Raw genomic sequence first — 25,808 nt, forward strand, 5'->3', positions numbered from 1 at the left:
ATAGCCGCTACCCCTCACGGCCATTCCCAGGCGCCGCGACCCCGACTGGCTGATCGCCGAGGTGCGCCTCCGTGGTTCGCCCCTTGAGCCGCCTTCGTGCTCAGGCAGGCGCCACCGGCCGGCCGGGCAGCCGTGCAGCTTCTGGGAACGCGGACTTGGGCAGCCCGCCCCGGCCGGCGGTCACCCCGGCAGCGTCCTTCGCAGCAGGCCCTTCGCCAGCCGCCGCCCCAGCCACAGCGTCGCGCCGGCCCCGCACACCGTCGCTCCCATGACCGTCCGGCGAACGACGGAATGCGGAGCCAGACGGCGAATCACACCCCGCCTGATCTTCCTGCGCGTGCGGCGTCCGACGATAGGCACTTCACTGCTTTCTGCCTACGATCAGCCGGTAGATCAGCAAGATGATCAGGGATCCGACGATTGCCGCGATCCACGTGGAGAGCTCGAAGAACCCGTCGATCGAGTCGACCCCAAATATGATCTTGCCGAGCCACCCGCCGAGAAGCCCACCGGCGATGCCGATCAGCGGCGTCACGACGCAGCCACCGGGATCACGGCCCGGCATCAGAAGCTTCGCGATGATTCCGGCAACCAGTCCCACCAGAATCCATCCGAGGATGCCCATAGCGGCCCCCTGTCCAGCAAGAATTTCCTGTATGTCCTTTTCCCGCGCGTTGTGCATCAAACCGTACCGACGCGGCGGCGGGCATCTCCCGGACGTCCGGCAGCCAGCTGCGCCAACCGCTGTCCTGGAGAACCGCGGGGACGCGATGTCTCCGCCAAGGCGGCCCGCAGCCGAAGTGCTCCGTTCCGGTGGTCAAGGTGCGAGAAGTTCCGGTGTTCGTCTGCCGAGGGGGGGTGTCCTGGCGGGGTGTGCTTCGACTCCGGCCGAGGAGTTGCTGGCCGAGGCGGCGAAAGCCAAGAAGCTCGGCACCATTCCCAGCGATGACGCCCGGAGCTTCTGGAACGATGCCCTGGTGGCTTTCGAGCACGGGGGCGGCGAATGCGTAGCCGGGACCCAGGCGAAAGACGAGCCCAGGGCTTCGGAGGGTATCCGAGAGGTGCAGAAGGGCATCAGCCGGCTGGCCTCCGCCGTGGCCCTGATCAGGGGTGATCTGGAGGGCCGCTGACCGCGGTGTGGATACGAGCCGCGGGACCGGTGGGTGCGCGAACTCCGGCGCAGTCCGGGGCAGGGCGTCTCGCACTCGCGCAGAGGTCTGCCGGAACGACGGCTGAGCTGTACCCGGTTCACGTGAGAGGCCCAGCATGGGGGCATGGCGGTGCGGAGGTGACGGTGGGCATGCGCATGCGGAGCAGGAGGTCGTCCTCGATGCCGACGCCGGTGTCCGGGGCGCTGAGCCACGTGGTCCCTGGGTGGCGTGCGCGGAGGTGAGAGAGCGCTCGAGTGCCCAGGCCGGTGTTGCGGAATGGCTTGTTGATCGTGATGGCGATGATGACGCCGGAGGCGCAGGAGGGGCAGAACCGGTAGCGGACTTGGCCGACGACCTGGCGCACGTTCACCAGGAGCAGGCATTCCTCGCCCGGTCCTGAAGTGTCGGGGATGTGGGTGGAGAGGAAGTCCACGGCCTTGTAGGCGAGGAGCCGCCGCCGCAGCCGGGCGGTGAGTCCCCCGTGCCGAGCGTGTTTGCCACCGGCGGAACGGGACGGCGAGGGCACGGTCGTGGCCGGGCCGGACAGGGTGGTGCTCTTGAGTCGCGCGTGTTGTGCCTGCATGAGGTCCGTGTGCCCCGAGCAGCGGACCGTACCCGTCCGCCACACGCCGCCAAGGCGGCCGGGTGGCGTGCGGCGATCGCGCTGGCGGCCGGGGCGCCGCGCGGCGGGCAATCAAGATCACTTACGGGGCCGCTGCGGTCAGGATCTTCCGCCCCGGACCGGGCCGTTTTCGCCGCTGCCCGCGAGTCCAGGTGTCCGGGACCCAGGCCACGAACAGCCCGGACTGGCAGAACCCGCACTCGTGCCGCGTGACCGACCGCCAGCAGCATGGGTGCCCGGTGCGTTGCAGCAGGTCTGGATCCAGCCTCGGGGTGCAGCCGGCGCATGCGCGGTCGCGGCCTCAACGGGTCCGCGATCGGATCGGGGACCTCCTGGGCGTGGCGTGCCACCTGCCGGCGGTCGGCCCTGGGCGATCTCAGCCGCGACGTCCGAACCAATGGCGCCGGCCGCTGTGGCCGCCCTCGGATCGGCGGACTCCGATCATCACCAGGGCCAGGCCTGCGAGCGCCACTGCTCCCACGATGATCCCGGCGAGGAAGAGGGATCCCGTGGAGCCAGTCGCGTGGTAGCCGAAGACAGAGAAGTCGCCGCCGCTGACGAGATCATGGGACGAGCCGGCGTTGCCGAACACTCCGGCCAAAGCCACGATCACGGCGAGGAGCAGAATGATGATTCCGAGTATGAGGATCATGGGGACACTCCTTGCACCCGTGTCCGGGCGAACGTTCACCGCCGAGCACCCCGCGTCTGCCCGATCGCAGCACCCCAAACCCACGCCGGCACCTCTGCGTCGCGGCGAGCTCAGATGGGGATTCGGCTCATCGGGCGCAACGGTTGCTGATCTCGTGGCGGTGGTCCGGGTCGCGCAGGAGTCAGCGTGCGTGGCGGATGCGGGCCACCTGTGACGGCACGACCGGGCGATCCTCAGCGGGCGCGCGCACTCCTCCGGTGAAGGGGGCCTGAAGCGGCGCTATCCGTTTCCCGGCCGGTTTGGGCCTTCAGCCAGGCCGTGTGTCTTTCAAGGGCAGGACAACGGCGTCGCCGACACACTCGCTCACCCGGATGCCCATGCTGGCTGCGATCCTCTCGCGGCCCATCGATCCTGAAGACATGACGTCCAGCGGACCGCGGGTCATCGTGCACGCACCTGACAGCCGGGGCCTGCGCGAGGTCAGCGTCGCGGGGAAGACCGTGGGTCGGGCGTGGTCCCCCCGGGACCTCCGGCGGGTGTTGCGAAAAGCTGGAGTACCCGCCGACATCGACCTCGGCCATCCCGGGCAGGTCCGCTGGCGGGCCGATCCGGGGCTGTGGCCGGACCGTCGCTGGTGGAGGCGCATCCAAGCCTGTCTCATGATGCTTGGGCTGCTGGTGTCCGCCGCGGTGCTCTTCCGGGTGGGGCTGACAGACACTCTCAGAGCACTCACCTTCGGGGGGCGGGTCATGGGTGTCTTGTTTTCGGCCGCTGCGCTGGTGGAGACGGTTGCGGCAGCGGCAGTCCTTGACTACTGGGGCAAGCGGGCCACCCGTTACGCGGGGCAGTGCGTGCTGGTGGGGGTCGTCATCGTGGCGGTCACCAGTCTGATGTTCCTGATCCTGCAATGGGAGGGCGGCTACCGCGCAGGGCTGCTCTGGCTGTGGGTCTTGCTCGTGGCGTGGTCGGGCTGGGCGCTGTGGGAGGTGAGCCGGCACAAGGTCTGGCGCGGTATCCCGTACCCGAAGAGTTTCGCGACCGGGGTCGCTCTGTCGGCTCTCATCGGCTCGACGAGCGTGGCGTACTCGGCCATGTACATCCCCTACGTCGCCCCGCCCAAAGTCCCGTTCATGGTCTCGTTCGGGAAACCCACCCTCAACGCCGCCCGCACCAGCCTGTACGTACCGGCGCACATCACGTTCCGTAACGAGGGATCCATCAGCATCTTCGTGGTGGGAACGCAATGGACGGCCACGATCTGGCCGAGCACCTTCCGTGAGAAGGGCACTGGATTCACAAGGTGGCGGGACGAACTGGGCGACGGTTGGGACACCCACCGCTACGAGGACTTCAACGCCCCCGCCCGCCTACTGGCGGCAGGGCAGATCACCTCTGCGGGCAGCCGTCTGGACCCCGGCGACGACTTCTCGAAACAGGCCGTCATCGAAGTCCCGCTCAAGGAGGCAGGCCAGGGGCGCGTTGAGCTGGACGCGGCGATCTCATTCATCCGGGCCGACCGCTGCAAGCTCGCCAACAGCTACGCGCAGTCCATCGAGTACTCGTGGGACGTGGATTCCGCCGATCGCAGGCACGTCTGGAACGCCCCGTCGTGGCTCGCGAACCCGGGCGACGACTTCTTCCGCTACCGTTCGAAGATCTACCGGAGCAGCGCGATCATGAACATGATTCAGGCTCCTGACTGGGTGGCGATGTGGTGGGTGATGCCGAAATGGCGTGAGGGCAAGCTTTTCGCGCCCGGAGACACCATCCCCTACATGCAGGTCCACATCGCCCGCGACCCGGACAGTCGGGAGGTGCTCAGCGAGGACGAGCAGGAACCGTACGGGATGAAGACCAGGTCTACGTCGGTCGATCAACCTGTTGCCCTGCTCCGCCGGTCCGCCGAGAGGCCGTAACGTAAACCCGGCGGAGCCAGTGGGGACCGGACTCTCGAAGGCCCTGCGCGGAGTGGGCGGGTACGACCGTGTGCTGTTCGACGCGGGTTCGGCGACAGCGATGTGCCGCGAGCCCCGCTGGCATTCTTGTCGCGGAACTGTTCACCGGGGCGCGCGCGGGTGGTCGTCCGCTCGGGTGAGTTCGTAAGTCTCGGGGGAGCGCGACGCGAACGTCCGGAATGCCCGGCCTCGCTGCACCGTGCAGTCGTCGACGACTCCAGGAACTCGTGTGGTCGGCCGGTGACCCCGTTGCCCGCCATCGTGCCGTGCACTATTCCTGTTCGGATGGATGAGATCGACTTACAGCCCGCCGCCATACGCACCGTCGCAGAGTTCACCGCGGCGTTGCGAGGGCTCAAGGCCCGGTCCGGCCTGACCCTGCGGCAGCTGGAGAGCCGCGCTGCGGCCCGGGGTGACGTCTTGCCCCGGAGTACCGTCGCCGACCTTCTGCGCAAACGCACCCTGCCGCGCCGCGAGACGGTCGCCGCGTTCGTCCGGGCCTGTGGTGAGGAGGACCGATCCGCGGAATGGATGGAGGCCTGGGCGCTGTTGGCGAGCGCGGACGCCCACCGGGACGCCCACCAGGAGGCCCATCAGGAGGTCCCCCCGGACGCCGCCGCCGGTATTGCCCAGAAGCGGTCGCCGTCGGCCGGATCCGGCCACCGCAGACGGCTCGCCTTCGCGGTGGCCGGGCTGACGCTGACGGCAGCCCTCGCGGCAGGTGTCCTGCTGATCAGCCATCTCCCATCCTCCGGTTCACACGCGGTGGGCACCGTCACCGGCCGGCCACCCGCCTTACTTCCCGTGGTCTCCGCCGGCTCCTGGGTACGTATCCGCCCGGCGCGGTCCCCGGAGCTGTGCCTCACGGCAGGGAAAGAGCGCTCCGGCCGATACCGGTCCGAGGTGGCGGTCCAACGCCCCTGCGCAGAGCCCGGCCCGCGCTCGTTCATCCAGCCGGGCGACGACGACCTGGCTTACGTCAAGTGGGAGCACCCGAGCAGCAAGGCGATGGGCTGCCTGACCATCCTCGACAGCGGCCCCGCCAAGGGGTTGGTGGAGCCGCAGGAGAACTGCCTGGCCGACAAGGACGCCCAGCTCTTCCGGGTCGAACGCTTCGGTTCGACGGCGCAGGAGGGCTACCGGCTGCGGCGGGCACACACCGCACTGTGCCTGGGGATCCCCGACGGCGAGACGACCGCGGGAGCCGAAGCCGTTCAGCAACCCTGCGGCGACCAACCCGGTCAGAGCTTCCTCATCGACCTGCTCCCGCAGACCGCAGGCCCGAGCTGACGGAGGAGCGCGCGACACCCGTTCGGGACGGGTGACCCGCCACCCGATGGGAGCGGCGGGTCACGCTTGCGCTCAGCCGGCCACCGGTGTTACGTAACCGCTGATCCTCTGCTCGGGGTTGACCCAGGTTCCGACCTTGTACGAGGCCCAGGTGCGGGGGCTCACACTGCCGGGTTCCCCCTGGTTGCCACCCACCACGCTGATCTTCGAGCCTGAGATGGCCACCACGATGGCGACGTGGTCGTCATCGATCCTCGGAGTGTGCTGGTTGTAGAGGATCGCATCACCGACCTTCGGCGTCGAGTGCATCGAACCGTACGCGGTGAAGCTGGAGGCGAGGTTGTTGAGCTTGCTCATCTTGCCGCCGACGCCGTTCTTCCACCACACCCATCCGACGAAGTCAGCGCACCACGGGTGCGCTTCGGAGTGGTTCGGTCCGCAACTGCCCGTCTGGGCCGTGCCCCGGCCCCAGTAGCTTCCCTTGCCGTTCAGCCCGCACGGTCCGGCGCCGATCTGCCCCTTGGCGGTGGCGGCGATCTGTGTTCCTAACGAAGACGCCTGGGCGTTGGCGACGCCTGGAGTGGCTATCGCGGTACCGGCGAGCAGGGTGATCACGGCGCCCTTGGCCGCGAGGGACGTGAACTTTCGCATGACTGACTCCATCGTCGAGAGCCGCGGCTCGCACGGCTGTTCGCTGGGATGGCAGAACTCTCGACGAGGCGATGCGGCACGACCAAGCGGTCCGCCGTCCGGGACTGTCCGGGCCCTGTCCGTGCAGCTCAGTGAGTACGTCCCGGACAGCGAGTAGGTCCCGGACAGCGAGTACGTCGCGGACACCCCTCCGGATTCGGTGCGGCGCTACGACGTGGCGCCCACCGTGCTCGGCGCAAAAGCCGGGCTCACCCCGCGACTTGCGGGTGCTCCAGCCGAACGAGCCCGGCGGTTACACCCGGTCGGGGTGGCCCGGCCGTCCCCGGCCCACCACGTGTCGACGCTGTTCGCCTCCGGCAAGGAGCCCCGGTCGACTCCGAGGGGACCGTGGCCGCGCACCGCGCGGCGAGGAGCCGGGCCGGGCAGTGGGGCCTCGTGCGGGCGGCCTGCTGCGCCTCAGCGACGGCGCTCAGAGAACGAGGGCTGTGCCGGCAACGGCCGGATCGCTCCCTCAAGACTTCCTCAGGGACGCGTGAAGGCCTGGGGTGAGGTGTGTGGGTGAGTCGGGGGCTTGTCGAAGTGGTGGGTGCGGCCTGAGAGACTGTTCGGTATGGATATCCAGCGCAGGAACAACGTCACGGTCACCGGCAATCCGCATGGGCCGACGGTGGTTCTGGCGCACGGGTTCGGGTGCGACCAGAACATGTGGCGCCTCACCACCCCTGCCCTGGTTGAGGACTACCGGGCGGTGATGTTCGACTACGTGGGTTCAGGCCGCTCGGACCTCTCCGCGTTCTCCGAGGCACGCTATGCATCCCTGGCCGGTTACGCCCAGGACGTGGTGGACGTCTGCGATGGGCTCGACCTTCGAGGCGCGGTGTTCGTGGGGCATTCGGTCTCCGCGATGATCGGTGTGCTGGCCGCCCGGATGGCTCCCGAGCGGATCGGGGCGCTGGTGATGGTTGCGCCCTCTCCCCGGTACATCGACGACGAGGGGTACCGGGGCGGGTTCAGCGCGCAGGACATCGAGGAGCTGCTCGATTCGCTGGAGTCGAACTATCTGGGCTGGTCGGCGGCGATGGCGCCGGTGATCATGGGAAACGCGGAGCGGCCCGAGCTCGGTGAGGAGCTGACGAACAGCTTCTGTGCCACCGACCCGGCGATGGCACGCGTTTTCGCCCGCACCACGTTCCTGTCCGACTCGCGGGAGGACCTCAAGGAGGTGAGCGTGCCGACCCTGGTGCTGGACTGCACCCAGGACGCCATCGCCCCGCGCGAGGTCGGCGCCTTCGTCCACCGTGCGATCCCCGGCTCGACACTGCTCACCCTCGATGCGACCGGGCACTGCCCGCACATGTCCGCACCCGAAGCCACGAACGAAGCGATCACCGGTTTCCTGGCGGGCCTGCGTTGATGTGCCGCACCGGTCAGCAGAGCGACCCGTACGACGCCGACGGGCAGAAGACGCCGGACGCGGCGTTCGCCGCGCTGTTGGAGGACAGCGCGGAGGAACTGTACGAGTGCGCGCCGTGCGGGTACCTGTCCACGCTGATGGACGGCACCATCGCGAAGATCAACACGACGCTGCTGGACTGGCTGGGCCTGGACCGGGAGGCGACGGTGGGCCGGATGCGGTTCACCGACCTGCTGACCGTGGGCGGCAAGCTGTACCACGAGACGCATTTCGCGCCGCTGCTGCGCATGCAGGGCGAGATCGGCGGCGTCGCCCTGGAGATCAAAAGGGCCGACGGCGTCCGCATGCCGGTGCTGGTCTCCTCCACGGTCAAGCACGGGGCCACGGGCGAGCAGCTGCTCATCCGCACCACCCTCTTCGACGCCCGCGACCGCCGCGCCTACGAAGAGGAACTCCTGCGGGCCCGCAAAGCAGCCGAGGAAGCACGCCGGCAAGCCGAAGCCGACCGGGCACGCCTCCAGGACGCCCTCGCCGCACTCCAGTCATCGTTGCTGCCCGATACGCTGCCGCCCATACCCGGCATGGAGAGTGCCACGCACTACCGCGCCGCCTCACCCGACCGGCTCGGCGGCGACTTCTACGATGTCTTCCCCCTCGACGCCACACGCTTCGCCTTCTTCCTCGGCGACGTGTGCGGCAAGGGCCCGCAAGCCGCCGCCGTCACCTCGCTCACCCGCTACACACTGCGCGCCGCAGCCCTCCACGACCCCGACCCCGTCGCCGCCCTCACCACCTTGAACAGAGTCCTTCACGAGCGCTACAGCAGCGGCGACCCCCGCTACTGCACCGCCATCTTCGGCACCCTCGAAGTCGACCCGCAGACCGGGCAGGTCACCGTCCACCTCGCCTCGGGCGGCCACCCGCCGGCCCTGGTCCTGCGCGCCGACGGCACGGCCGACTTCCTGCCCACCCCCGGCGGCCTCCTCATCGGCATCCTGCCCGACGCACCCTTCGCCCCCGGCACCACCACCATGGGCCCCGGCGATACCCTGCTGCTCTACACCGACGGCCTGACCGAGGCCCGCACCGGCGAAAGCCGCACCGACCTGTACGGAGACGAAGCCCTGCGCGCCTTCGCCACCGACCACGCCGGCCGGTCCCCGGCCGCGGTCATGAAGGCGCTGACCGGCCTGCTGGACGGCTTCGGCGACGGCCTCGACGACGACACCGCCCTTCTCGCCCTCGGTGTCCCCGCCACCAGTTCCAGGCAGCCGGCATGAGCCCGCTGGACATCGAGGTCCGAGACACCGCGACCGGCCTGTTGGTCGAAGTCATCGGCGAACTCGACTACGACACCTCCGCAGACCTGCGCGACCTCATCACCACCCTCCCGCTCAAGCCGGGCCAGCGTCTCGTCCTGGACCTGGCCCGCATGCAGTTCTGCGACTCCAGCGGCATCACAGCGCTGATCGCCGCCCGCAACCACGCCCAATCGGCCGGAGCCGACATGGCACTCGCCGCGGTTCCGGCCAACACGCTGCGGGTCCTGCGCATCGTCGGACTGGACCGGGTCTTTCCCCTCCACCCCGACACCGACTCCGCAATCGGGCCCTGACCGCCTACACCGTAGGGACACGAGGTTCCTCATGTGCGCCGGGACCGAGCGACCGCGCTCGGCCGTCGCGGGGACCTGCCCGCCCCCCCGACCGGCGCGGTCTCCTCGGCCGGCCAGGCCGCGCGCTTCGGCTGGGTGTTCGCCGACGGACTTCGACCTGATCGCTGGCCGGCTTGGGCGGTTGGCCCCGGTCGACTGAGTGGACGTCGACTCAACCGACAGGGCCAGGTGACCTCGGTCCAAGGGCGCACGGGACGCCAGACGGCCCCGACGAGAACGGTGCGCAGGCACTGGTGCTGGCGGATGATCCGGCGACCAGTTGCTATCTGCCCGAGCACCGAGCGTTCCTGCGGTGGGCCGAAACCGAGGCCGGACTGAGCGCCGCAGCAGATGCTGTCCTCGTAGACCCCGCCACGGTGTGGGAAGAGTGAGGCACGTGGGTTCGGACGGTCCGGCGGTGCTCATGGACTCCGCCGAAGCGGGTCCCGACTTGGGCATCGAGTACCCCGACGGTGGGATGCCCGCCGAGGCAGTAGCCCCGCTGCCCGCCGGCCGCTGGAGAGTGCGAGCCACGCAGACCTGGGTGGACGAGGAGAACTGGGTCGGCCTGGTCCAGCTCCTGCCCGCCGCATCCTGAACGGGCAGCGCTTCGGTCGGGCGTCAAGAACCCGTGTCGGCGTGGTGGTACCGGATACCGCGGGTAACGGAGGCTGGCCGCACCCTCGATCGGCCGGACAGCCGGACGGCCCGGTGGGTCCAGTGTCGGCAACGGTGGGGGGAACCCAGCAAGTCGCCTAGACCATCCATAACGGAACTCTCCAGGAGTACCAGACCACCGCCGTCAGCTGCATCGCGGGCGACACCGCGCGGCGAACCGGCCCATACGATCAACAGCGTTGTGAGGACGGTAGCGGGCCCGGATCGGAGCTTGCGTGGGCGTCGTCTCGGTTTGCGCGGCGTGCACGACCGGCGAGGCCGTGAACGCCGACGGCCAGGGCCCAGAGGAGGAGCGGGAATGCGGCGACGCGTTCCATGCCTCCCATGCCGAGACCCAGGTAGTGGCGCGAGAGGAACAGCCCGAAAGCCGTGATGGCTGTGATGCCCAACAGACTGGTGCCCCACCGCAGTGAGGCGCGGACCTGTTCTGCCATGCCCATCCCCGCGAGCACGAGACCGATGTTGCCCGCTGCCATGACGAGCAGGGCGCCCAGGGCGTGCTGGTTCTCGTTGACGTCCGCAGGGGCCAGGCCGGCCAGCACGAACCCCACGCCGGAACCGGCGAGCAGGAGCCGGGCCACGGCAGCAGCCCGGTTCTTGCGCCACATGACACCACCCGTCATAGCGGCACCGAGCGCAAGCAGTATGCCCAGGGTGATGAACGAAGTGTTCATCAGGCCGTGCTCAGGGGAGCATATGTACCGCGGTTCAGGCTCTGGCTGCAGCGCACAGCGCGCGTTGCCTAAGTCGCTGATGTTGTTCCGCGCCCAGCTATAAGGTCTCACCCACGCCGACTCGGCTATCCCGTGGACCGCGAAGAACTGGACCACGCCGACAACCCATGCCACGTATCCGATCCGGACTTTCAACTGCCTGCCTTTCATCCCGTACATGCCGTGCGGACAGTCGATCATGCGGCGGTCAGGTGAGGCACTCCGGCAAACCCCCGGAACGGGGTGGGGCAGGCCCCCTCGGCCGGGCATCCCCAAGTCAGTTTCCCTGATGGAACGGTGGGCGCTGGCGAGGACCGCAGCTCCGCCAGGGCGAACGGCGCGGAAGTCTGAGTCAGTGGTCGCGCCCTGCGAGTGATGACGGGGCAGGCGGCCGCCGCGCGACGCAGCACCCGGGCTTGGAGCCGGTGGTGGAACTCGGCGATCAGTCCTGGCGGCGCCAGCGGCGGAAGAACGCGTAGAGGGCCGTCCAAGCGGGGACGAAGTCCGCCGGGACAGCCCGCCATTTGAGCTGTCGCAGCAGGGCCTCGTGGAACTGCCCCGATCCCGGCCGTTCGAAAGCCGAAGCTCCCACGACCGGTAGAACAGCGGGTCCTTAGGGTGTGAGCTGCTTGACCTGGATGGCGTCTGCCGGGACCTCGAAGACGATGACGAGCCCGTCGCCGTCGGTGCCCTGCTCGCCGACGCGTGTGAAACCGAAGCCAGTGATGGTGGCAAGGGAGGCGGTGTTGTCAGCGCGGATCCTGGCCCGCACGGTCCTGACACCGGGTTCGGCGGCGGCTCGGACGAGTAGGGCCGTCAGCATGGCACGGCCGTAGCCCTGGCGGCGGTACCCGGGCACGACGGTGAAGCCGACCTCGACCATGCCGGTCTCGTCGGGCGGTCCGTGGAACCCGGCGTCGCCGACGACGGCCGCGTCCGGTTCGGACACCGCGGCCCGTGTGATCCAGGGCGCGGCGGAGGGGTCCCTGTCGAGCTGGTCAGCGCGATAGCCGAAGATCCAGCGGGCCCGGTCGCCGACGAAGTGTTCGTCAAGGGCGACCCCGGCCTCGGCGCTGCCGCCGGCGAGGTCACCGTTGGCGAGCGCCCGCAGCGCCTTCGCGCTGAGCTCGACGAAACGGACGCGTTTGGGGGTGGGGAGAATTTCGCTGTTCATCATGGAGATGCTCGCCCGGCAGTCGCAGGCGTGTCCACAGCTTTATGGTTCCAGCGGACACGGAGACTGCTTCCCGGTCGGGCCGTAGCATGTGCCCTTCGGGGCCCGGACGGGCAAGAAGTTGCCCTAGGGGAGGTTGCTTCGCTCCCGGGCTCCCGTGAAAGCGCTTTGTCAGGGCGGCTCGTACGGCCTTGTGTTGGTCGGGGCGTGCCGGGGGCAGCGGTGTGGGCCTGTCGTGAGGGCTGGGGCCGGGTGATGTCCTGAGCCTTCACCCGTCAGGGCTGGGGTGGCTGGTCCCGGTGGGCTCCGTGGACGTCGACTACAAGACCATGGCGAGGTGACCACGGCGCCCTGTACGACGCCAGGGACATCGCGCTCTTGGAGGTGGCCAGCCCCCCGGTGGACGGCGGGCCGTGCGCCCCGTCACTGCTGGCCGCTGCTCCCCGGTCGCGGGCTGGGGGCCGGCGGGGGACTCATGGGTGGCTGTGACCGAGCCCGATACCTGGCCCGGATGGACCACCTCGACGCTCGACTCGGCGTCGGCGGGACCGCCCATCCCAGCGGCGCCCCCGCCCACCGTGCAGCGAGGGGGAGCTGGGGGTGTCACCGAGTTGGGCAGTCACCGCCGCCTGCTTTCGCCTCGGCGTGCACCAGCGGCCGACTCCGGTTCGTAACGCTGACCCCGACCCGACATGCCTGTACTCGGTGGCCTGGCCGACACGACGCTACGCCCACCACCGCGGTTGCACATCGGTTCGGCAGGCGCCCGTGGCGGGTTCCGGCACCCACATCCGCGACGAGAACGGCAACGCCTTCGGCGTCTCCCGCCAGGCCGCCAGGCCGCCAGGCCGCCTGGCAACGCTTCACCGACGAACTGTTGGCCATGCCCCGCTATCCCTGTGCCTGCGGGGCGGGCTCGGCGCGATGGGCCTGGCGGTAGGCGCGGGGCGTGGTCCCGGTCAGAATGCGGAAGTGGCGGCGCAGGACGGCTGGTGAGGTGAAGCCGGTGCGGATGGCGATCTGTTCGACGGGGAGGTCCGTCTCCGTGAGGAGCCGCCGGGCCTCTGAGACGCGCGCGTGGAGCAGGTACTGTACAGGTGTGCGACCGGTGTGGGTACGGAAGCGGCGGGTGAGGCTGCTCGTACTGGTCCGTGCGTGGGCGGCCATCTCCGTGAGGGTCACGGCCTGGTCGAGCCGGGTCTTCAGCCACCGAAGCGTCGGTTCCAGCCCTGAGCCGTCCAGGACCTCCCGTTCGATGGTGTTCTGGACCTCGTCCGCATCGAGCTGCAGGGGTGTGATCAGCTGCCGGGCGGTCTCGCCCGCCACTGTTGCGCCGTGGTCACGGTGGAGAACGCGCAGGCAGACGTCCAGTCCGCCGAACATCCCCGCAGCCGTGAGGAAGGAGCCGTCCTCGACCACGGTGCCGAGCGGGTCGACGTCGATCCCGGGATGGCGCGTCGCGAGGTCCCCGGTGTATCGCCAGCCGGTCGTCGCGCGACGCTCGTCCAGCAGCCCGGTCGCCGCGAGGGTGAACACACCGGTTCCGACTGCTGCGATACGCGCTCCCCGGCCAGCCGCCGTGTGAAGCGCGGCCCGTACGGACGCCGGCGGCACGTCACGGTGACCGGCGTGCCCGGCGATCAATACGACATCGGCATCTTCGAGGCCGTCCAGGCCCCACGGAAGGCTGACGGGCAGCGGAGCGGGCGCACGGACCATCCGGAGGCCGGGGGCGGCGCACAGGCGCACCTCGTATTCCACCCCCGGATGCTGACGGGACGCAGCCCCGAACACCATCGCGGGGGTGGTGAGGTGAGGGCCGGGTACCCCGTCGAGCGCGAGGACGGCGATGACTGACATCTTCGGAATATAGCCCCGGGTCGGAGGACGGAGGTCGGAGGACGAGGACGGGGGTCAGAGGCCGGAGGCCGGGATCGGCGCCGGTGTGGCGTCAGGCTCCTGCCCAGCCCCCCAGGTCCCCAGGTTCCCGGGAACCCGTAGCCTGCCCCCTCGGGTCAGCCGGACTTGTGGATCGTCTTGTTGATCCAGTCCGCGTACACCGGCACATTGGTGTAAAGGCCGGGCCCCGTGGCACACGTGGGGTCGTTGTCACCGTCGCCCGACGTCGTACCGATGAGCTCCCAGCGACCGCTCCTGGAGCGCTGCAGCTGCGGGCCGCCGGAGTCCCCGTTGCATGCCATGGCATCCGGCTTGGGGCTCACCGTGCACAGCCGGGTTTCCCCCGCTCGACCGAAGCACTCGGCCTCGGATCCCCTGCGGGTGTCCAGCTGCTGGAGCCGCTCGGGGAACACCCAGTCCTTCGGGAGCTCGGCGCCGACGACGGTACCGAAGCCGAGGATTCGGGTGGGGCTGCCCACCGGGCCCGCCTGCCTCGCGATCCGGACGGGCTTCTGAGCGACAGGACGGTCCAGGCGTATCAACGCGAGATCGTCCTTGTTGGGCGCTCCGGCCTCGCCCTGCGCATAGCCCGGGTGCATGACGACCTTGTCCACCTTGCGCACGGTGCCACCGGACAGGCGGTGCTCGCTGCCCACACGGACCAACCCCTCCTGGGTGACCCCGAGTGCCGGGTCCACACAGTGCGCGGCCGTGAGCACCCATTGCCGGTCGATCAGCGTTGCCCCACATCCGGCCTTCAGTACCGCCCCGTCCTCCAGCGGGATCGACAGGGGGATCGAGGCCATGAAGGAGTAACGCTCCGTTGAATTCTCGCCGTTCACGATGGCACTCGCGCTGCCGGTCATCAGCGTCGCCCCGAGCACGGCGGCCGTGCCGATCGCGGCCGTGGCTCGCACCGTCAACCCGTGCCAACGTGCGGACCGTGACGGGGGAGTCGGGCGGTGGGCGGGGGGAAGAAGCATGTGAGTCCTTCCGGAAGGGGCGCAGGATGGGGTACGGGCCGGGCGGCCCCTCGCGTCCCGGCCCCGTACTGATCCCCATCGTGCGGGCCGGGCCCCCGCCCCGAACAGCCGCTCCGATGTCACTCTCCGCTAAATTCGGGACATGTCGCTGATCGCCGTCCTGGCATTCGACGGAGTTCCCGGGCACCAGCTCACCACCCCCGGGCTGGTCTTCTCCGCTGCATCCGGGCACCACCCGTGGGTCGACTACGACCTGCGGATCTGCGCCGCGCCGGGCTTCGAGAACACGGGCGGCCCCGCTCCCTTCCGCATCGAGACGCCATGGGGGCTGGAAGGCCTGGAAGACGCCGACACCGTGCTGTTGCCCGGCTGCGCGGGCTTCCGGGCCGAGCCCGCGCCCGCCGTGACCGCTGCCTTGCACGCCGCCGTCGCCCGCGGCTGCCGCATCGGCGCGATCGGTACCGGTACGTTCGTCCTCGCCGCCACGGGCCTGCTCGACGGACGGGCCGCTGCCACCAGCCGTCGGCACACCGAGGAGCTGGCGCGCCTGCACCCGGCGATCGACGTGGACCCCGACGGCGCCGTCGTGTCACACGGGCCCTTCCATAGCGCGGCAGGTGTCCTGGGAGGCGTCGACCTCTGTCTGCATCTGGTTGCCCTCGACCACGGCGATTCCGTGGTCATCGAGACCGAGAGACAGGCGTTCCTCCAGCTCCGCTCTCCGGCCGGCGAAGTCTGCGCCACGGGCCCCGCCTCCTCGGGCGGCACCCTCGACGAGGTGATCAAGTGGATGGAGGCCAACCTGCACCATCCGCTGACCCTCGCCGACATCGCCGAACGCACAGGGCTCGGCATACGCACCCTGACCCGCCGCTTCCGCGCGGAGACCGGCCTCAGCCCGCTCCAGTACCTGCTCCGCGCCCGAATCCAACTCGTTCAGCGGCTCCTGGAACGCACGGACGACCCCATCGAACGCATCGCCACCCGTACCGGTCTCGGTACACCCGCGAACCTGCGACACCAGTTCCATCGCTGCACCGACACCACTCCCGGCATCTACCGCAACGCCTTCCGCTCTCTCGCATCCGACCTCACCTGGGCGGATCGGGACAAGGACCCGGAGCCGTTGAACAGCAGGCGCCTCGGCGCGGGGAGCGCCCGACACCCCTGAACGACAGCGGCCTCCCGGGAAACACTGATCGCGGTACGGAGCAGGCGCTTGCCCGTGCTGGACGCGTTCAGCCCCGTGAGGCAGACGACAACGTGCTGGGGTCGATCCCGGAGAGTTCGACGATCCGGTGCGCCGGCACACCGGCGGCGAGGGCCCGACGCAGCAGGCCGTCACGGTTGTCCTCACTGTCGCGGAACGCGAGCAGCTCTTCCTCGATGTCCGCCACGCGGTCCGTGACGGTGGCCCGGCGGACCCTTTCCAGCTCCTCCTCGCTCAGCGGGACAGGGAGCCGTTCGGCGTCCTTCGGGATCAGCCCGGTCTGCTCCGGCGGAACCACGCGGACGACCGCGGATGTGGGGCGCACGTTCTGGGCCGTGAACCAGGCACGGACGGCCGGGGTGTCCAGGCACTCCAGCTCTCCGACGAGGGCCAGCGGCGTTCCCTGCCAGCCGTCCGTGCTCAACGCGAGGAACAAGTAGGCGTCATCCGTCATCGCGGGGTCACTCTCCTGACACGCCGTAGCTGCATACGATCGCGCCGCTCCTACCCCCTTCTCCCGGGACCAAGCTGACCCGTTCGGACCGACCTGACGACGGCCCACCTCCCTCGATCGGCCCTCCCCTCCCTTCCAGCCAGCTGCTTCCACCCTCCATGGCCGCTCGGGCGCCCGCGTCGCCGGACGGCCCGTTGGTGTCTCTGTTCGGGGGTCATGGACGGGCCGAACGCGGGCAGGGGCGCTTGCAGGGGAACGGCTCCCCGGGTACGGCCGGAGGCACGCTTCCGGCCGGTGAGAGGAAGGACGCTTCATGTCGCAGGTCGTTGAGTCGGTCGAGGTCGATGTCCCCGTTCGCACCGCGTACAACCAGTGGACGCAGTTCGAGTCGTTTCCGCACTTCATGGAGGGCGTGGAGCGCATCGAGCAGCGCACCGACACCATGACTCACTGGGTCGCGAAGATCGGCGGGGTGACCAAGGAGTACGAGGCGGAGATCACCGAGCAGATCCCGGACGAGCGCGTCGCCTGGACCACTCGGGGCGGCGAGGTGAAGCAGGCCGGCGTCGTCACCTTCCACCACCTCGGCGACAACAGGACCAAGGTGATGCTGCAGCTCGACTACGACCCGGACGGCTTCGCGGAGAACGTCGGCGACAAACTGGGTTTCGTCAAGCGGCAGATCACCGGCGACCTGAAGCGGTTCAAGGAGTACATCGAGGACCGCGGCAGTGAGACGGGAGCCTGGCGCGGCCAGGTCTGACCCCTCGCACACCTTCGTCGGGGTGAACCAGTCTCCCCAGCTCCTCACGCCGCTTCCCGGGGCCCGGGAAGCGGCGTGAAGAGGGGGCTCATCCCCCGAGACAGGGCCAGCCGTCGGCGTATCGGGGGTCGGGGTGCCTCTATGTTCTTCGTCAAGCGTGTGGGCGGCTTCGGCGCCCCGAGGTTCGATCTTCTTCGTGGAGCATGGCATCGTCGGGTCGTGCAAGAGATGATGAGTGGGTGGGAGGCGGCCTTGGCTGAGGCGTCGTCTCCTTCGTGGAAGCAACGTGCTCGTGCCGGGCGTGACCTTGCCTTCTTCGCTGATGTGCCTGAGGCTGCGGAAGCGTTGGTGGGGCTGCTGCTGGATGTCGAGGACACGGCGGTGACTCGACAGACCGCCGAGGCCCTGGCCCAGGTGGGGACGATGGCGGCCGTAAGACTCATCGCCCTTGCGGTTGCCGAGGCTGACGACAACCACGCTGACTGGCTGAAGACCGGGGTGTATGACGCGCTCGTGGATCCAGACGGCGTCGCAGCGACCTGCCGGAAGCTCGCCCGAGACCAGGAAGAAGCTGTCCGCCGCGGTGCCGAAGAAATCTCGGCGTGGGCAGACGGCACGAGGTGTTGATCTGAACCGACCAGTCTGTGGGCTGGTTCATGCAACCGACGCGTGGGGGCCGCGTGCCTCGAAGAAGGTTCCGTCGCGGAGCATGGCGCACAGCACGCTGAGGCGATGGCGGGCGAGGCGGAGGAGGGCCTGGGTGTGGGTCTTGCCGCGGGCCCGGCAGCGGTCGAAGTAGGAAGCGTGGTCGTGCAGGGCGGCGAACGCGGAGAGGGATATCGCGCGTTTGATCTGCCGGTTTCCGCCTCTGGGCATGTTCGCCGTGGATCGAGGTTCCCGACTGCTTCGTGGCCGGGGCGAGGCCTGCGTAGGAGGTGAGGTGGCCAGCGGTGGGGAAGCTGGTGCCGTCGCCGACGGTGACCAGAAGGACGGCGACGGTCCTGACGCCGCCGGGCAGCGACGTCAGGCCTGGGAAACAGGGTGGGCCACCAAGAGCTGGCTGACCTGGGCCTCCAGGGCCCTGGGTTGTTCGTGGACGGCGCGAGTGAGCGGGCCAGGGACGGGATGACCACGTCGAGGGTGCCGGTGCCCGGGATGACGGGCCGCAGCAGCTCACGAGGCTGCCAGCACAGCCACACCCTGCTCGGCTCCGCACGCATGAACATGGACATGGTGGTCAGCTCAAGCGACTGAAGTCCCCAAGCTCCCCGAGCTCCTCCCGGATCCAGCCTGCGCACCAGCCAGGGCCACGCGGGGCCGACGGTCCTGTCGCCCGTCCGCCCCTTTTGCCAGTTGCCGATCGCGGCGGGTCCAGCAGGCCATGAGTCGGTGCGCGGTGTCGCGATGCCGTTTTCGGTCAGCACAAGGGGGAAGAGGGCCTTTTCGGTGCAGGCGCGCACCGAAAGGGTGACCGGAGGCCACACGCGCTTCCCGTACGTCGACAACGCGCGCCGTCCTTCCCGTGCGCGGTTGAAATGACCACCGATTTCGCCCCCGAAGCCTCCACGGCGGCCGCGCCCTCCCCATGTCAAGCGGGCGCTCCGGAAGTCCGAGTCGGCTCGGCAGGCGGTGAGCACCTGCCCGGCTTAGCTTGGAACTGTGGTCTCCCACGGCGAGTGCGGGCAGCACGCCGGGCAGCGGAGGGTGGACGCCGCCGACGTCAAAGGCTCTGGACCACCGCCTCGCACCACTACTGCAGCCGGCCGGAACGCGCCACCAAGCCGGAGCTGCCCCTCCCTATTCGGAGTAGAACCATGAGTATCTTGACATGGCGTAACGCGATAACGGCAGTTACCTCAGCCGTCCTGATTTCCGGCATAGTCGTGGCGCCCGACGCCGCAGCGGCCGGACCGGGGACGGTGCAAAATACGACTGCCGAGGTCTTGGTCAATGCCTCCGGGCAGCTGGCGGACTTGCAGAAGGGATGTTTCTTCCGGGACGGTACGGCACCGGGCGGAGGCATGAACACCGGAGGAACGCCGCCCCGTTTCGCCTACGGGAACAGCCCCTACCTCGGTGCCCAACTCGACTCGTGCGGCGATGTGGTCAGAGTTTACTACGGCGGTTACAACGCCACGCACTACAACATCCGCTACGTGTCCCCCACTTCCGGCCGATGGGTACAACAAGAACTGGCCGGGGGGCCCAGGAAAGTGTGGACCATCACCGCCGAGGCTGGTGACTACAACTTCGTCGTCCAGGCGTGCAACCGCGGCGGCGCCCTGAGTAGGTCGTCCTGCACCCGGTGGTCCCCGCAGATCTACCTGAACGCACGGCCGTGGTGACGGTTTCGAACCCCTGGAAGGAACAGTCATGGGCACGCATCCGCGCGGGACATCCCACTGGGCGCGACGTTTCGCGTTGAGCGCGACAGCACTGGCCGCAGTCGGCCTCGCGGCCTCGCCGGCCGGCGCAGCGCCCGCGGGCCTGGTCAGCCCGGCCGGGTCGACTCAAAGCAGTCCGGAAAAGGCGCCGCAAGGCCTTTACTTGTTCCAGTACACCTACCGGGGGCATCTCAAGATCGGGGGCGGTAACTTCACCCTCGGCGGCAAGGTGTACATAGCCGTCAAGTACAACTCGGGACAGATCAGGTACAACGGGAACGTCATCGCGAAGACGAACCCCGGGGTCCCCGGCGGGGCCGCCTACCTGGAGACGAACATCTCCGCTCCTTGCGCCCCCGGCAACAACGGCTACGCCCAGGCATACGACTACACCACCGAAACCTGGTCGCCGAGACTGCCGGTGGCAATCTGTGTGCGATTCGACTGAGCCCCGGCTCGCGGCGTGCTGTCGTAAGCCACACTGGCCACGGTACGAAGGCGGGGCGGCGCCCCGGCCGTCGTGAGGTGGCCGTCGCCGGCAGGCGGAGGGTTTGGGCACCGGCCCGGCGACGGCACACCTGAGCCGTGGGGTGCCGGGCGCTCTCCGATGCGGCAGCGCCGACCGTGATAGCGCCCCGGGCCCTTGCCCGCACGGCGGCAGCGCAGCAGGGCCCCGCCGAGGACCGTCGTGTTCACCATGACTCCGGCGGCGCCCGTGAGCTTGCAGGGCACTGCCGAAAACGCGGCGGCGGCACGGGCGCCGCCCACAGCCTCGGCGCGCCGCGGAGGCCGATCCGGACGCCGTACCGCCGGGCTGGCCGGGGCGGCCGCCGACACGGACCGCGCCGTGGTCGGTGCCGGCGGCCGTCCCGCAGGCGGCCCGTCGTCGCCGGCCCCCGACAGGTGATCGGAGGGCGGGCCGAACCCGCGGTCGCCGGGCGCTTCTCCCGTACGGTCCTGCCGGGCCGGACGGTGTCCTCGTCCCCCTCCGGAGAGGGTTGCGAAGTCGTCAACCCGCCAGTGCCGCGGTGATCTGGCGGGCGGTCTGCGCGGCGACGCGGGGGCTCGTGGCGGCGTACGAGACGTGGGCGTTCAGGCCCGTCGCCAGCGCCCAGCCCCGCCCTCGCGTCCAGGTGTCCTCGTCCACTCCCAGCGTCGTGCGGAACACGGCCCGGCTGCGGGCCGACATCAGGGTGAAGGCGATCATCAGGTCGCAGGCCGGATCGCCCAGACCGAGCTCGCCGAAGTCGATGACCGCGCTCAGCTCGCCCCCGGCCGTCAGCAGGTTCCCGGTGTGCAGGTCGCCGTGACACCACACCGCGGCCCGCCCCCATGCCGGAGCGGCGAGGGCGGCGTCCCACAGCGCGGTCATCGCCCCGGCGTCGAACACCCCGGCCAGCGCGGTGATGGCCGCCCGCGTCGCGGCGTCCCGCTCCGCCAGCGGAGCCCGAACCTCGCCCCCGCCCTCGCCCCCGCCGTCCGTCGGGCAGGCCGCCAGCGCCGTCAGGAACCCGGCGAGGCTCCGGGCGGCCGGCACCGAATCACCGAGCCCCGCCGCCGTCGCCGTCTCACCCTCGATCCAGCGCGACACCGCCCACGGCCACGGGTACTCGGCTCCGCCCTCGCCCACCGCGACCGGCACCGGCACCGCCAGCGGCAGCCGCGGGGCGAGCCGGGGGAGCCAGCGCAGCTCCTTGGCCGCCTGGCCGACGGCATCCCGGTGGCACGGCAGCCGCACCGCCAGCTCCCTCCCGAGGCGGTGGACCACATGATCGGACCCGGCCGGCTCGACCCGCTCCAGCGGAAGCCCCGCCCACTGCGGGAACTGCGCGTCGACGAGCCGGCGCACCAGCGCGGTGTCAATGGCGGGCCTGCTGTCGACGGTCCCCACACGCGGCTCCGGGTTCCGGCCCGCACGACGACGGGCGCTACATGGTCCAGACCATCCCATCGCGACCAGCCCCGCCTGTCGACCGGTTTTCCAGCCCGCAAAACCGAGATCGGGCTGCGGTCGGGGCGGGAAGCCGGGCGGGTCACCAGGGCACGGGGCCGGTGGCGCCGGAGAAGGCCGGGCTCGGCTGGCCGGAGCCGGCGGTGGCAGCCGCGACGATCACGGCGGCGCCTTCCTCTACGCTCTGGGTGCCCTGGTGGCCGTTGAGGTCCGTCGCCGTGAAGCCGGGGTCGACGGAGGTGACGCTGATCTGCGGGAACGCCTGTGCGTAGACGACCGTCAGCATGTTCAGCGCGGCCTTGGAGGAGTTGTAGGCCAGCAGCGGCGCCCACGCGGTGAGGATGCTGGTGTGGGCGGCCGGGTCGGCATTGACCGCAAGTGAGCCCAGGCTGCTGGAGACGTTCACGATCGTGGGCCGGGCAGCCTCCTGCAACAGGGGCAGGAAGGCACGCGTGGTGCGCACCACGCCGAAGACGTTGGTGTCGAAAACCTGTTGGAGGTCGGCCGCGGTCAGCTGGCCGGCGGCCGCGGACGGTCCGGCGATGCCCGCGTTGTTGACCAGCACGTCCAACCGCCCGCCCTCGACACGCACCCGGGCAGCGGCAGCGGCCACGGACGCGTCGTCGGTGACGTCGATCAGCAGCGGTCGGGCTCCGAGGGCCTTGGCGGCCTGCTCGCAGCGATGAGCGTCTCGGGCGCCGACGTAGACGGTATGACCCTGCTCGATGAGACGGCGGGCCGTTTCGTACCCAAGGCCCTTGTTGGCCCCGGTGATCACAGTGACTGTTGTCATGGCACTCAGCCTGCACGCCACGGAAACACCGGGGGAGAGCTCTCCTCAGCGGGGGGTCGGCCAGTACCAGGCTGTTTCCGCCCCTCCGACGGAGAATGGATGCGTGAACGACGACCCCGTAGCCCTAGGTCAGGCCCTGCGCCACTGGCGCGACCGTACCCGCCCCCAAGACCTTGGCCTCCCCATCGGCGGTGTCCGCCGCGCACCTGGGCTGCGGCGCGAGGAACTCGCCCAGCTCGCCGGCCTGTCCGTCGACTACGTGACCCGCCTCGAACGGGGCCGCGCCACCTCACCCTCTCCACAGGTGCTGGCCGCCCTCTCCCGCGCCCTGCGCCTGACCGGCACCGAACATGACCACCTCCATCTGCTCGCCGGCCAGGCTCCGGCCGGCCCCGGCCAGATCTCCGCCCACGTCCCGCCCAGCGTCCAGCGCCTCCTCGACCAGCTGCGCACCACCCCGCTCAGCGTCCACGACGCTGCCTGGAACCTCATCTCCTGGAACCCGCTGTGGGCCGCCCTCGTGGGCGACCCCTCCCCATGGCGCGGCCGCGAGGCCAACATTGCCTGGCGGCACTTCACCGATCGGCCCACCCGCGTCACCCACACCCCCGAGCAGCAGTTGCGCTTCGAGACCGCACTCGTCTCCGACCTGCGCTCCTCTGCCGCCCGCTACCCCAAGGACAAGCCGCTCAGATCGCTGATCACCGACCTGCGTAGCGCCAGCATCCGCTTCGACGACGTGTGGGCGTCCCACACCGTCGGCTTCCACACCACTGACAGCAAGACCGTCCACCACCCCGACGTCGGGCCTGTCACCGTCGACTGCGACACCCTGACCATCCCCGGTAACGACCTGCGCATCGCCGTCCTCTCCGCGCCGGCGGGAACCGCAACGGCCGCCCAGTTCGACCTCCTGTCAGCCATGGGCACCAAGGCCGTGACGGCCTTTGCCGTCGAGCGTGTCTGAGACGAGTCCGGCAGCTCCTTGGAAAAGGGGGCGTGGAAGTACTCGCCTGAGGCAAGGCCGATGCCGTAGCGCCGTACCACTCGAGCCCGGGTGCACGGCCGCGGCCGCCTCGCCCTGTTCTGCCATGACTCGTCCGATCCGCTTGGCCCAAAAGCCCGAGGCCGAGTCCCGGCCAGGCTCTCCTGGGTCCGGCCCGTCGCGGAAACGTCGGGACCGTCTCTCAGGGGGATTCGATGGCCGACGACGCGGCCAGGCAGCCGAGCGCACGCGCGCCGCTCTGGCCTACGTGTGCACCCATGTCGAGCAGATCCGCGAGGATCTGCTCGAAACCGGCGACGCCGTTGCGCTGGAACGGGTGACGGCGGCGTTGCACGCCGACGGGAACCTGTCCGGGCCGCTGGACGTGCTCCACGGGGTGTCGCGGGCGTGTGGGCGGCGTCCAGGGCCGCGTCGTCGGGCCGCGGCCGGCACCCGTTCCGTCTCGGCGCCAAGCGCTGGCGACCTCGCCGATGACCACCGAGGAGCCGACGCTCGTCTGGGAAGCGGCATAAGGAACTCCGCACTTCCCCCGGCGATCCGGGACCGAGACGGGGGTCGGGCCGCAAGCCTCCACCCCGCGCATGCCGAGCGCCGCCCCCACCTGCCCGCACCACACCCGCCTGCCCGCACCGCCCTGGAGCGCGGATCCCATGAAGGGCTGGGCACGTAGTCAGCGGTACTCCCAAACGAGGTGAGCCTGCCCGCGACGGACATCTGGACCACCGCCTGCCAGGAGTTGCTGGCGGAGGTGGCGAAGGACGAGAGGCACGGCGGTCCTCCGAGAGGGCGACGCGGGAAGCCCTGACCGCGTTCGGTCTCGGGGGCGCCGAGTGCGTCGCGGGGCCGCCATCAGGAATGAGGCCCGAGCCTCCGCGGGTATCCGCGAGGCGGCCGGGGTGGATGTGACTTCGTTTGCCAGTCGCTACGGGCCGCCGGAGACTGGAGATATGAGCATGGCCCCGCCTCGGGAAACTGGGCTGGCCGGCGCCGATGCTTCTTCCCCTTGCCACGCCCAGCGGGCTCCTGCCGTTCGGCCACGAGACCCTCGCGGAGCGGCGTCGGCGTGGCAACGCCGTGTCCTGCCGCATCGAACGTCGTGCACCCTCCCCGCGCCGCTGCCTGCTCGCCCATTGTTCTTCTTTCCCAGGAGGTGTCCTATGTGCAAGACCTCCCTACTCAACTGCATCATCCCCCCGCACCTGCTCAAGAAGCTTCTGGAGAGCGAAGACACCGAGGTGCGCCAGGCCGCCTTGGACACCATGCTGACCACCGCTCGCCTGCGGGGCGAACGGGCGATCCGGGCGTCCTTCGCCGGCCCAGCCGCAACCGCAACCGGTAACGGTCGGCGCACCGTCTTCGACTGCGACCACGGGAGCTTCCTCGCATCCGCCGACCTGGCCAGGTCGGAGGATGGACCGGAGTCCATGGACGAGTCCGCGAACCGGGCATTCGACGGACTCGGCCTGACACGCGATTTCTACAAGGAGGTGTTCCAGCGTGATTCGATCGACGGCCACGGGATGCGCCTGGACGGGTACGTTCACTTCAGTGTGAAGTTCAACAACGCGTTCTGGGACGGACGGCAGATGGTCTTCGGTGACGGAGACGGAAAGATGTTGGACGACCTCACCAGATCCCTGGACGTGATTGCGCACGAGTTGACGCATGGAGTCACCGAACACACTGCGGGGCTCGTGTACCACAATCAGTCCGGGGCCCTGAACGAGTCGATCTCGGATGTTTTCGGGTCGTTGGTCAAGCAGTGGTCGCTGAAGCAGTCGGTTGAGGAGGCGGACTGGCTGATCGGGGCTGATGTGTGGACTCCCGGGATCGATGCCGACGCCCTGCGATCGATGAAGGCCCCGGGGCACGCATACGACAATGCACTGTTCGGAAAGGATCCCCAGCCTGACCGTATGAGCAAATTCATTCACCTGCCCGACACCGAGGAAGGGGATTCCGGCGGGGTGCACTTCAACTCGGGCATCCCGAACAAGGCGTTCTTCCTGGCGGCTGTGGGCATCGGCGGATTCTCATGGGAGGGTGCGGGGCCCATCTGGTACGAATCGCTGAAAGCGTCCGGCCCCGAAACCCAGTTCCAGGACTTCGCGGACACCACCTTCCAGAAGGCCGGGGAACTCTTCGGCATCGGGAGCGCCGAGCAGTCGGCTGTGCTGGCAGCGTGGCAAGAGGTGGAAATCCCCATCAGAGGCGTCCCGGCCGGAATCGCGCGGGCGCGGAGCCTTGCTGTCGACGGGAACGGTGGTGTGAGACGACAGGACGGGCTCGCATCCTTGACCAGGCAGGTCGGGGAACTGAGCACCCAGATGACGAGACTGGCCAAGGAGGTGGCCGCGTTGAAGCGGGCCGGTTGACACCAGAGATTGCCGCCGCCCGAACCCGGACCCATC

General features: G+C 69.6%; 28 protein-coding genes and 1 pseudogene. 15 read left to right on the plus strand and 14 right to left on the minus strand.

Annotated elements, in window-relative coordinates; translation table 11 throughout:
* Positions 1–361: 361 nt before the first annotated feature.
* Positions 362–625 (minus strand): GlsB/YeaQ/YmgE family stress response membrane protein, encoded by a 264-nt coding sequence (locus ACIPK4_RS22040; RefSeq protein ID WP_054222982.1) that lies wholly within the window; start codon positions 623–625, stop codon positions 362–364.
* Positions 626–896: 271 nt separating this feature from the next.
* Between ACIPK4_RS22040 and ACIPK4_RS22045 the strand changes: the two genes are divergently transcribed.
* Positions 897–1,130 carry a hypothetical protein gene (locus tag ACIPK4_RS22045; RefSeq protein WP_402315070.1) on the plus strand — a complete coding sequence of 78 codons (234 nt, stop codon included), beginning with the start codon at positions 897–899 and terminating at the stop codon, positions 1,128–1,130.
* A 118-nt stretch (positions 1,131–1,248) separates the two neighbouring features.
* On the opposite strand, the gene ACIPK4_RS22050 is transcribed toward ACIPK4_RS22045, so the two are convergent.
* Together ACIPK4_RS22050 and ACIPK4_RS22055 are read right to left on the minus strand one after the other, a co-directional pair.
* Positions 1,249–1,734: a hypothetical protein gene (locus ACIPK4_RS22050; RefSeq protein ID WP_402315072.1), complete on the minus strand. Its 486-nt coding sequence runs from the start codon at positions 1,732–1,734 to the stop codon at positions 1,249–1,251.
* 415 nt (positions 1,735–2,149) lie between these two features.
* Positions 2,150–2,425 carry a hypothetical protein gene (locus tag ACIPK4_RS22055; RefSeq protein ID WP_054222984.1) on the minus strand — a complete coding sequence of 92 codons (276 nt, stop codon included), beginning with the start codon at positions 2,423–2,425 and terminating at the stop codon, positions 2,150–2,152.
* 371 nt (positions 2,426–2,796) lie between these two features.
* Between ACIPK4_RS22055 and ACIPK4_RS22060 the strand changes: the two genes are divergently transcribed.
* On the plus strand, positions 2,797–4,341 hold the full coding sequence (locus tag ACIPK4_RS22060; RefSeq protein WP_402315074.1) for a hypothetical protein: 1,545 nt from the start codon (positions 2,797–2,799) through the stop codon (positions 4,339–4,341).
* A gap of 324 nt (positions 4,342–4,665) precedes the next feature.
* Entirely contained in the window at positions 4,666–5,670 is a 1,005-nt protein-coding gene (locus tag ACIPK4_RS22065) for an RICIN domain-containing protein (RefSeq protein WP_402315075.1), read from the plus strand.
* Between the two features lie 72 nt (positions 5,671–5,742).
* Here ACIPK4_RS22065 and ACIPK4_RS22070 read toward each other — a convergent pair whose 3' ends face one another.
* Entirely contained in the window at positions 5,743–6,321 is a 579-nt protein-coding gene (locus tag ACIPK4_RS22070; RefSeq protein ID WP_402315077.1) for a CHAP domain-containing protein, read from the minus strand.
* Positions 6,322–6,931: 610 nt separating this feature from the next.
* Here ACIPK4_RS22070 and ACIPK4_RS22075 point away from each other — a divergent pair.
* The 5 genes from ACIPK4_RS22075 (at position 6,932) to ACIPK4_RS22095 (ending at position 9,987) form a co-directional block, all read left to right on the plus strand.
* A complete protein-coding gene (locus tag ACIPK4_RS22075; RefSeq protein WP_402315079.1) occupies positions 6,932–7,735 on the plus strand; it encodes an alpha/beta fold hydrolase in 804 nt (267 codons plus the stop codon).
* Entirely contained in the window at positions 7,735–9,015 is a 1,281-nt protein-coding gene (locus ACIPK4_RS22080) for a PP2C family protein-serine/threonine phosphatase (RefSeq protein WP_402315081.1), read from the plus strand. The genes ACIPK4_RS22075 and ACIPK4_RS22080 overlap by 1 nt, the downstream gene beginning before the upstream one ends.
* Positions 9,012–9,350: an STAS domain-containing protein gene (locus tag ACIPK4_RS22085; protein ID WP_402315082.1), complete on the plus strand. Its 339-nt coding sequence runs from the start codon at positions 9,012–9,014 to the stop codon at positions 9,348–9,350. Before ACIPK4_RS22080 ends, ACIPK4_RS22085 begins: the two co-directional genes overlap by 4 nt.
* Positions 9,351–9,643: 293 nt before the next feature.
* The gene (locus ACIPK4_RS22090) at positions 9,644–9,781 is read left to right on the plus strand and encodes an Imm21 family immunity protein (protein WP_402315084.1); all 138 of its coding nucleotides are present in this window, start codon (positions 9,644–9,646) and stop codon (positions 9,779–9,781) included.
* Between the two features lie 5 nt (positions 9,782–9,786).
* The gene (locus ACIPK4_RS22095; protein WP_402315086.1) at positions 9,787–9,987 is read left to right on the plus strand and encodes a hypothetical protein; all 201 of its coding nucleotides are present in this window, start codon (positions 9,787–9,789) and stop codon (positions 9,985–9,987) included.
* Between the two features lie 250 nt (positions 9,988–10,237).
* Here the strand turns inward: ACIPK4_RS22095 and ACIPK4_RS22100 are convergent, their stop codons facing one another.
* From ACIPK4_RS22100 to ACIPK4_RS22120, 5 genes are all read right to left on the minus strand, one after another.
* On the minus strand, positions 10,238–11,050 hold the full coding sequence (locus tag ACIPK4_RS22100; RefSeq protein ID WP_402315210.1) for a DUF998 domain-containing protein: 813 nt from the start codon (positions 11,048–11,050) through the stop codon (positions 10,238–10,240).
* 172 nt (positions 11,051–11,222) lie between these two features.
* Complete coding sequence (locus ACIPK4_RS22105; protein ID WP_402315088.1) at positions 11,223–11,372, minus strand: hypothetical protein; 150 nt, start codon at positions 11,370–11,372, stop codon at positions 11,223–11,225.
* Between the two features lie 21 nt (positions 11,373–11,393).
* Positions 11,394–11,954 (minus strand): GNAT family N-acetyltransferase, encoded by a 561-nt coding sequence (locus tag ACIPK4_RS22110; protein ID WP_402315090.1) that lies wholly within the window; start codon positions 11,952–11,954, stop codon positions 11,394–11,396.
* An 891-nt stretch (positions 11,955–12,845) separates the two neighbouring features.
* A complete protein-coding gene (locus tag ACIPK4_RS22115; protein WP_402315092.1) occupies positions 12,846–13,814 on the minus strand; it encodes a GlxA family transcriptional regulator in 969 nt (322 codons plus the stop codon).
* A gap of 155 nt (positions 13,815–13,969) precedes the next feature.
* Positions 13,970–14,776: a S1 family peptidase gene (locus ACIPK4_RS22120; protein ID WP_402315094.1), complete on the minus strand. Its 807-nt coding sequence runs from the start codon at positions 14,774–14,776 to the stop codon at positions 13,970–13,972.
* A 202-nt stretch (positions 14,777–14,978) separates the two neighbouring features.
* On the opposite strand from ACIPK4_RS22120, the gene ACIPK4_RS22125 reads away from it, so the two are divergent.
* The gene (locus ACIPK4_RS22125) at positions 14,979–16,007 is read left to right on the plus strand and encodes a GlxA family transcriptional regulator (protein ID WP_402315096.1); all 1,029 of its coding nucleotides are present in this window, start codon (positions 14,979–14,981) and stop codon (positions 16,005–16,007) included.
* 67 nt (positions 16,008–16,074) lie between these two features.
* Here the strand turns inward: ACIPK4_RS22125 and ACIPK4_RS22130 are convergent, their stop codons facing one another.
* Positions 16,075–16,500: a DUF6003 family protein gene (locus ACIPK4_RS22130; protein WP_402315098.1), complete on the minus strand. Its 426-nt coding sequence runs from the start codon at positions 16,498–16,500 to the stop codon at positions 16,075–16,077.
* 313 nt (positions 16,501–16,813) lie between these two features.
* Here ACIPK4_RS22130 and ACIPK4_RS22135 point away from each other — a divergent pair, with 313 nt between their 5' ends.
* The gene (locus ACIPK4_RS22135; RefSeq protein WP_402315100.1) at positions 16,814–17,263 is read left to right on the plus strand and encodes an SRPBCC family protein; all 450 of its coding nucleotides are present in this window, start codon (positions 16,814–16,816) and stop codon (positions 17,261–17,263) included.
* A gap of 141 nt (positions 17,264–17,404) precedes the next feature.
* Positions 17,405–17,890: a hypothetical protein gene (locus ACIPK4_RS22140; RefSeq protein WP_402315101.1), complete on the plus strand. Its 486-nt coding sequence runs from the start codon at positions 17,405–17,407 to the stop codon at positions 17,888–17,890.
* Between the two features lie 27 nt (positions 17,891–17,917).
* Here the strand turns inward: ACIPK4_RS22140 and ACIPK4_RS22145 are convergent.
* Positions 17,918–18,423 (minus strand): annotated as a pseudogene (locus tag ACIPK4_RS22145) (transposase); the annotation flags it as partial.
* Positions 18,424–19,284: 861 nt separating this feature from the next.
* Between ACIPK4_RS22145 and ACIPK4_RS22150 the strand changes: the two are divergent.
* Positions 19,285–19,608 carry a hypothetical protein gene (locus tag ACIPK4_RS22150; protein WP_402315102.1) on the plus strand — a complete coding sequence of 108 codons (324 nt, stop codon included), beginning with the start codon at positions 19,285–19,287 and terminating at the stop codon, positions 19,606–19,608.
* 202 nt (positions 19,609–19,810) lie between these two features.
* Complete coding sequence (locus tag ACIPK4_RS22155) at positions 19,811–20,095, plus strand: hypothetical protein (RefSeq protein WP_402315104.1); 285 nt, start codon at positions 19,811–19,813, stop codon at positions 20,093–20,095.
* Positions 20,096–20,656: 561 nt separating this feature from the next.
* On the opposite strand, the gene ACIPK4_RS22160 is transcribed toward ACIPK4_RS22155, so the two are convergent.
* Positions 20,657–21,538 carry an aminoglycoside phosphotransferase family protein gene (locus ACIPK4_RS22160; protein WP_402315106.1) on the minus strand — a complete coding sequence of 294 codons (882 nt, stop codon included), beginning with the start codon at positions 21,536–21,538 and terminating at the stop codon, positions 20,657–20,659.
* A gap of 142 nt (positions 21,539–21,680) precedes the next feature.
* Positions 21,681–22,391: an SDR family NAD(P)-dependent oxidoreductase gene (locus ACIPK4_RS22165; RefSeq protein ID WP_402315108.1), complete on the minus strand. Its 711-nt coding sequence runs from the start codon at positions 22,389–22,391 to the stop codon at positions 21,681–21,683.
* Positions 22,392–22,494: 103 nt separating this feature from the next.
* Between ACIPK4_RS22165 and ACIPK4_RS22170 the strand changes: the two genes are divergently transcribed.
* Entirely contained in the window at positions 22,495–23,358 is an 864-nt protein-coding gene (locus ACIPK4_RS22170; protein ID WP_402315110.1) for a helix-turn-helix domain-containing protein, read from the plus strand.
* A 220-nt stretch (positions 23,359–23,578) separates the two neighbouring features.
* Here ACIPK4_RS22170 and ACIPK4_RS22175 read toward each other — a convergent pair whose 3' ends face one another.
* A complete protein-coding gene (locus tag ACIPK4_RS22175; protein WP_402315112.1) occupies positions 23,579–23,770 on the minus strand; it encodes a hypothetical protein in 192 nt (63 codons plus the stop codon).
* A gap of 784 nt (positions 23,771–24,554) precedes the next feature.
* Between ACIPK4_RS22175 and ACIPK4_RS22180 the strand changes: the two genes are divergently transcribed.
* Positions 24,555–25,772, plus strand: coding sequence for a M4 family metallopeptidase (locus tag ACIPK4_RS22180; protein WP_402315114.1), 1,218 nt, complete (start codon positions 24,555–24,557; stop codon positions 25,770–25,772).
* Positions 25,773–25,808: the final 36 nt, after the last annotated feature.

This window comes from Streptomyces sp. NPDC086989, assembly GCF_044745505.1.
In the GTDB taxonomy this organism is placed as follows: Bacteria; Actinomycetota; Actinomycetes; order Streptomycetales; family Streptomycetaceae; genus Streptomyces.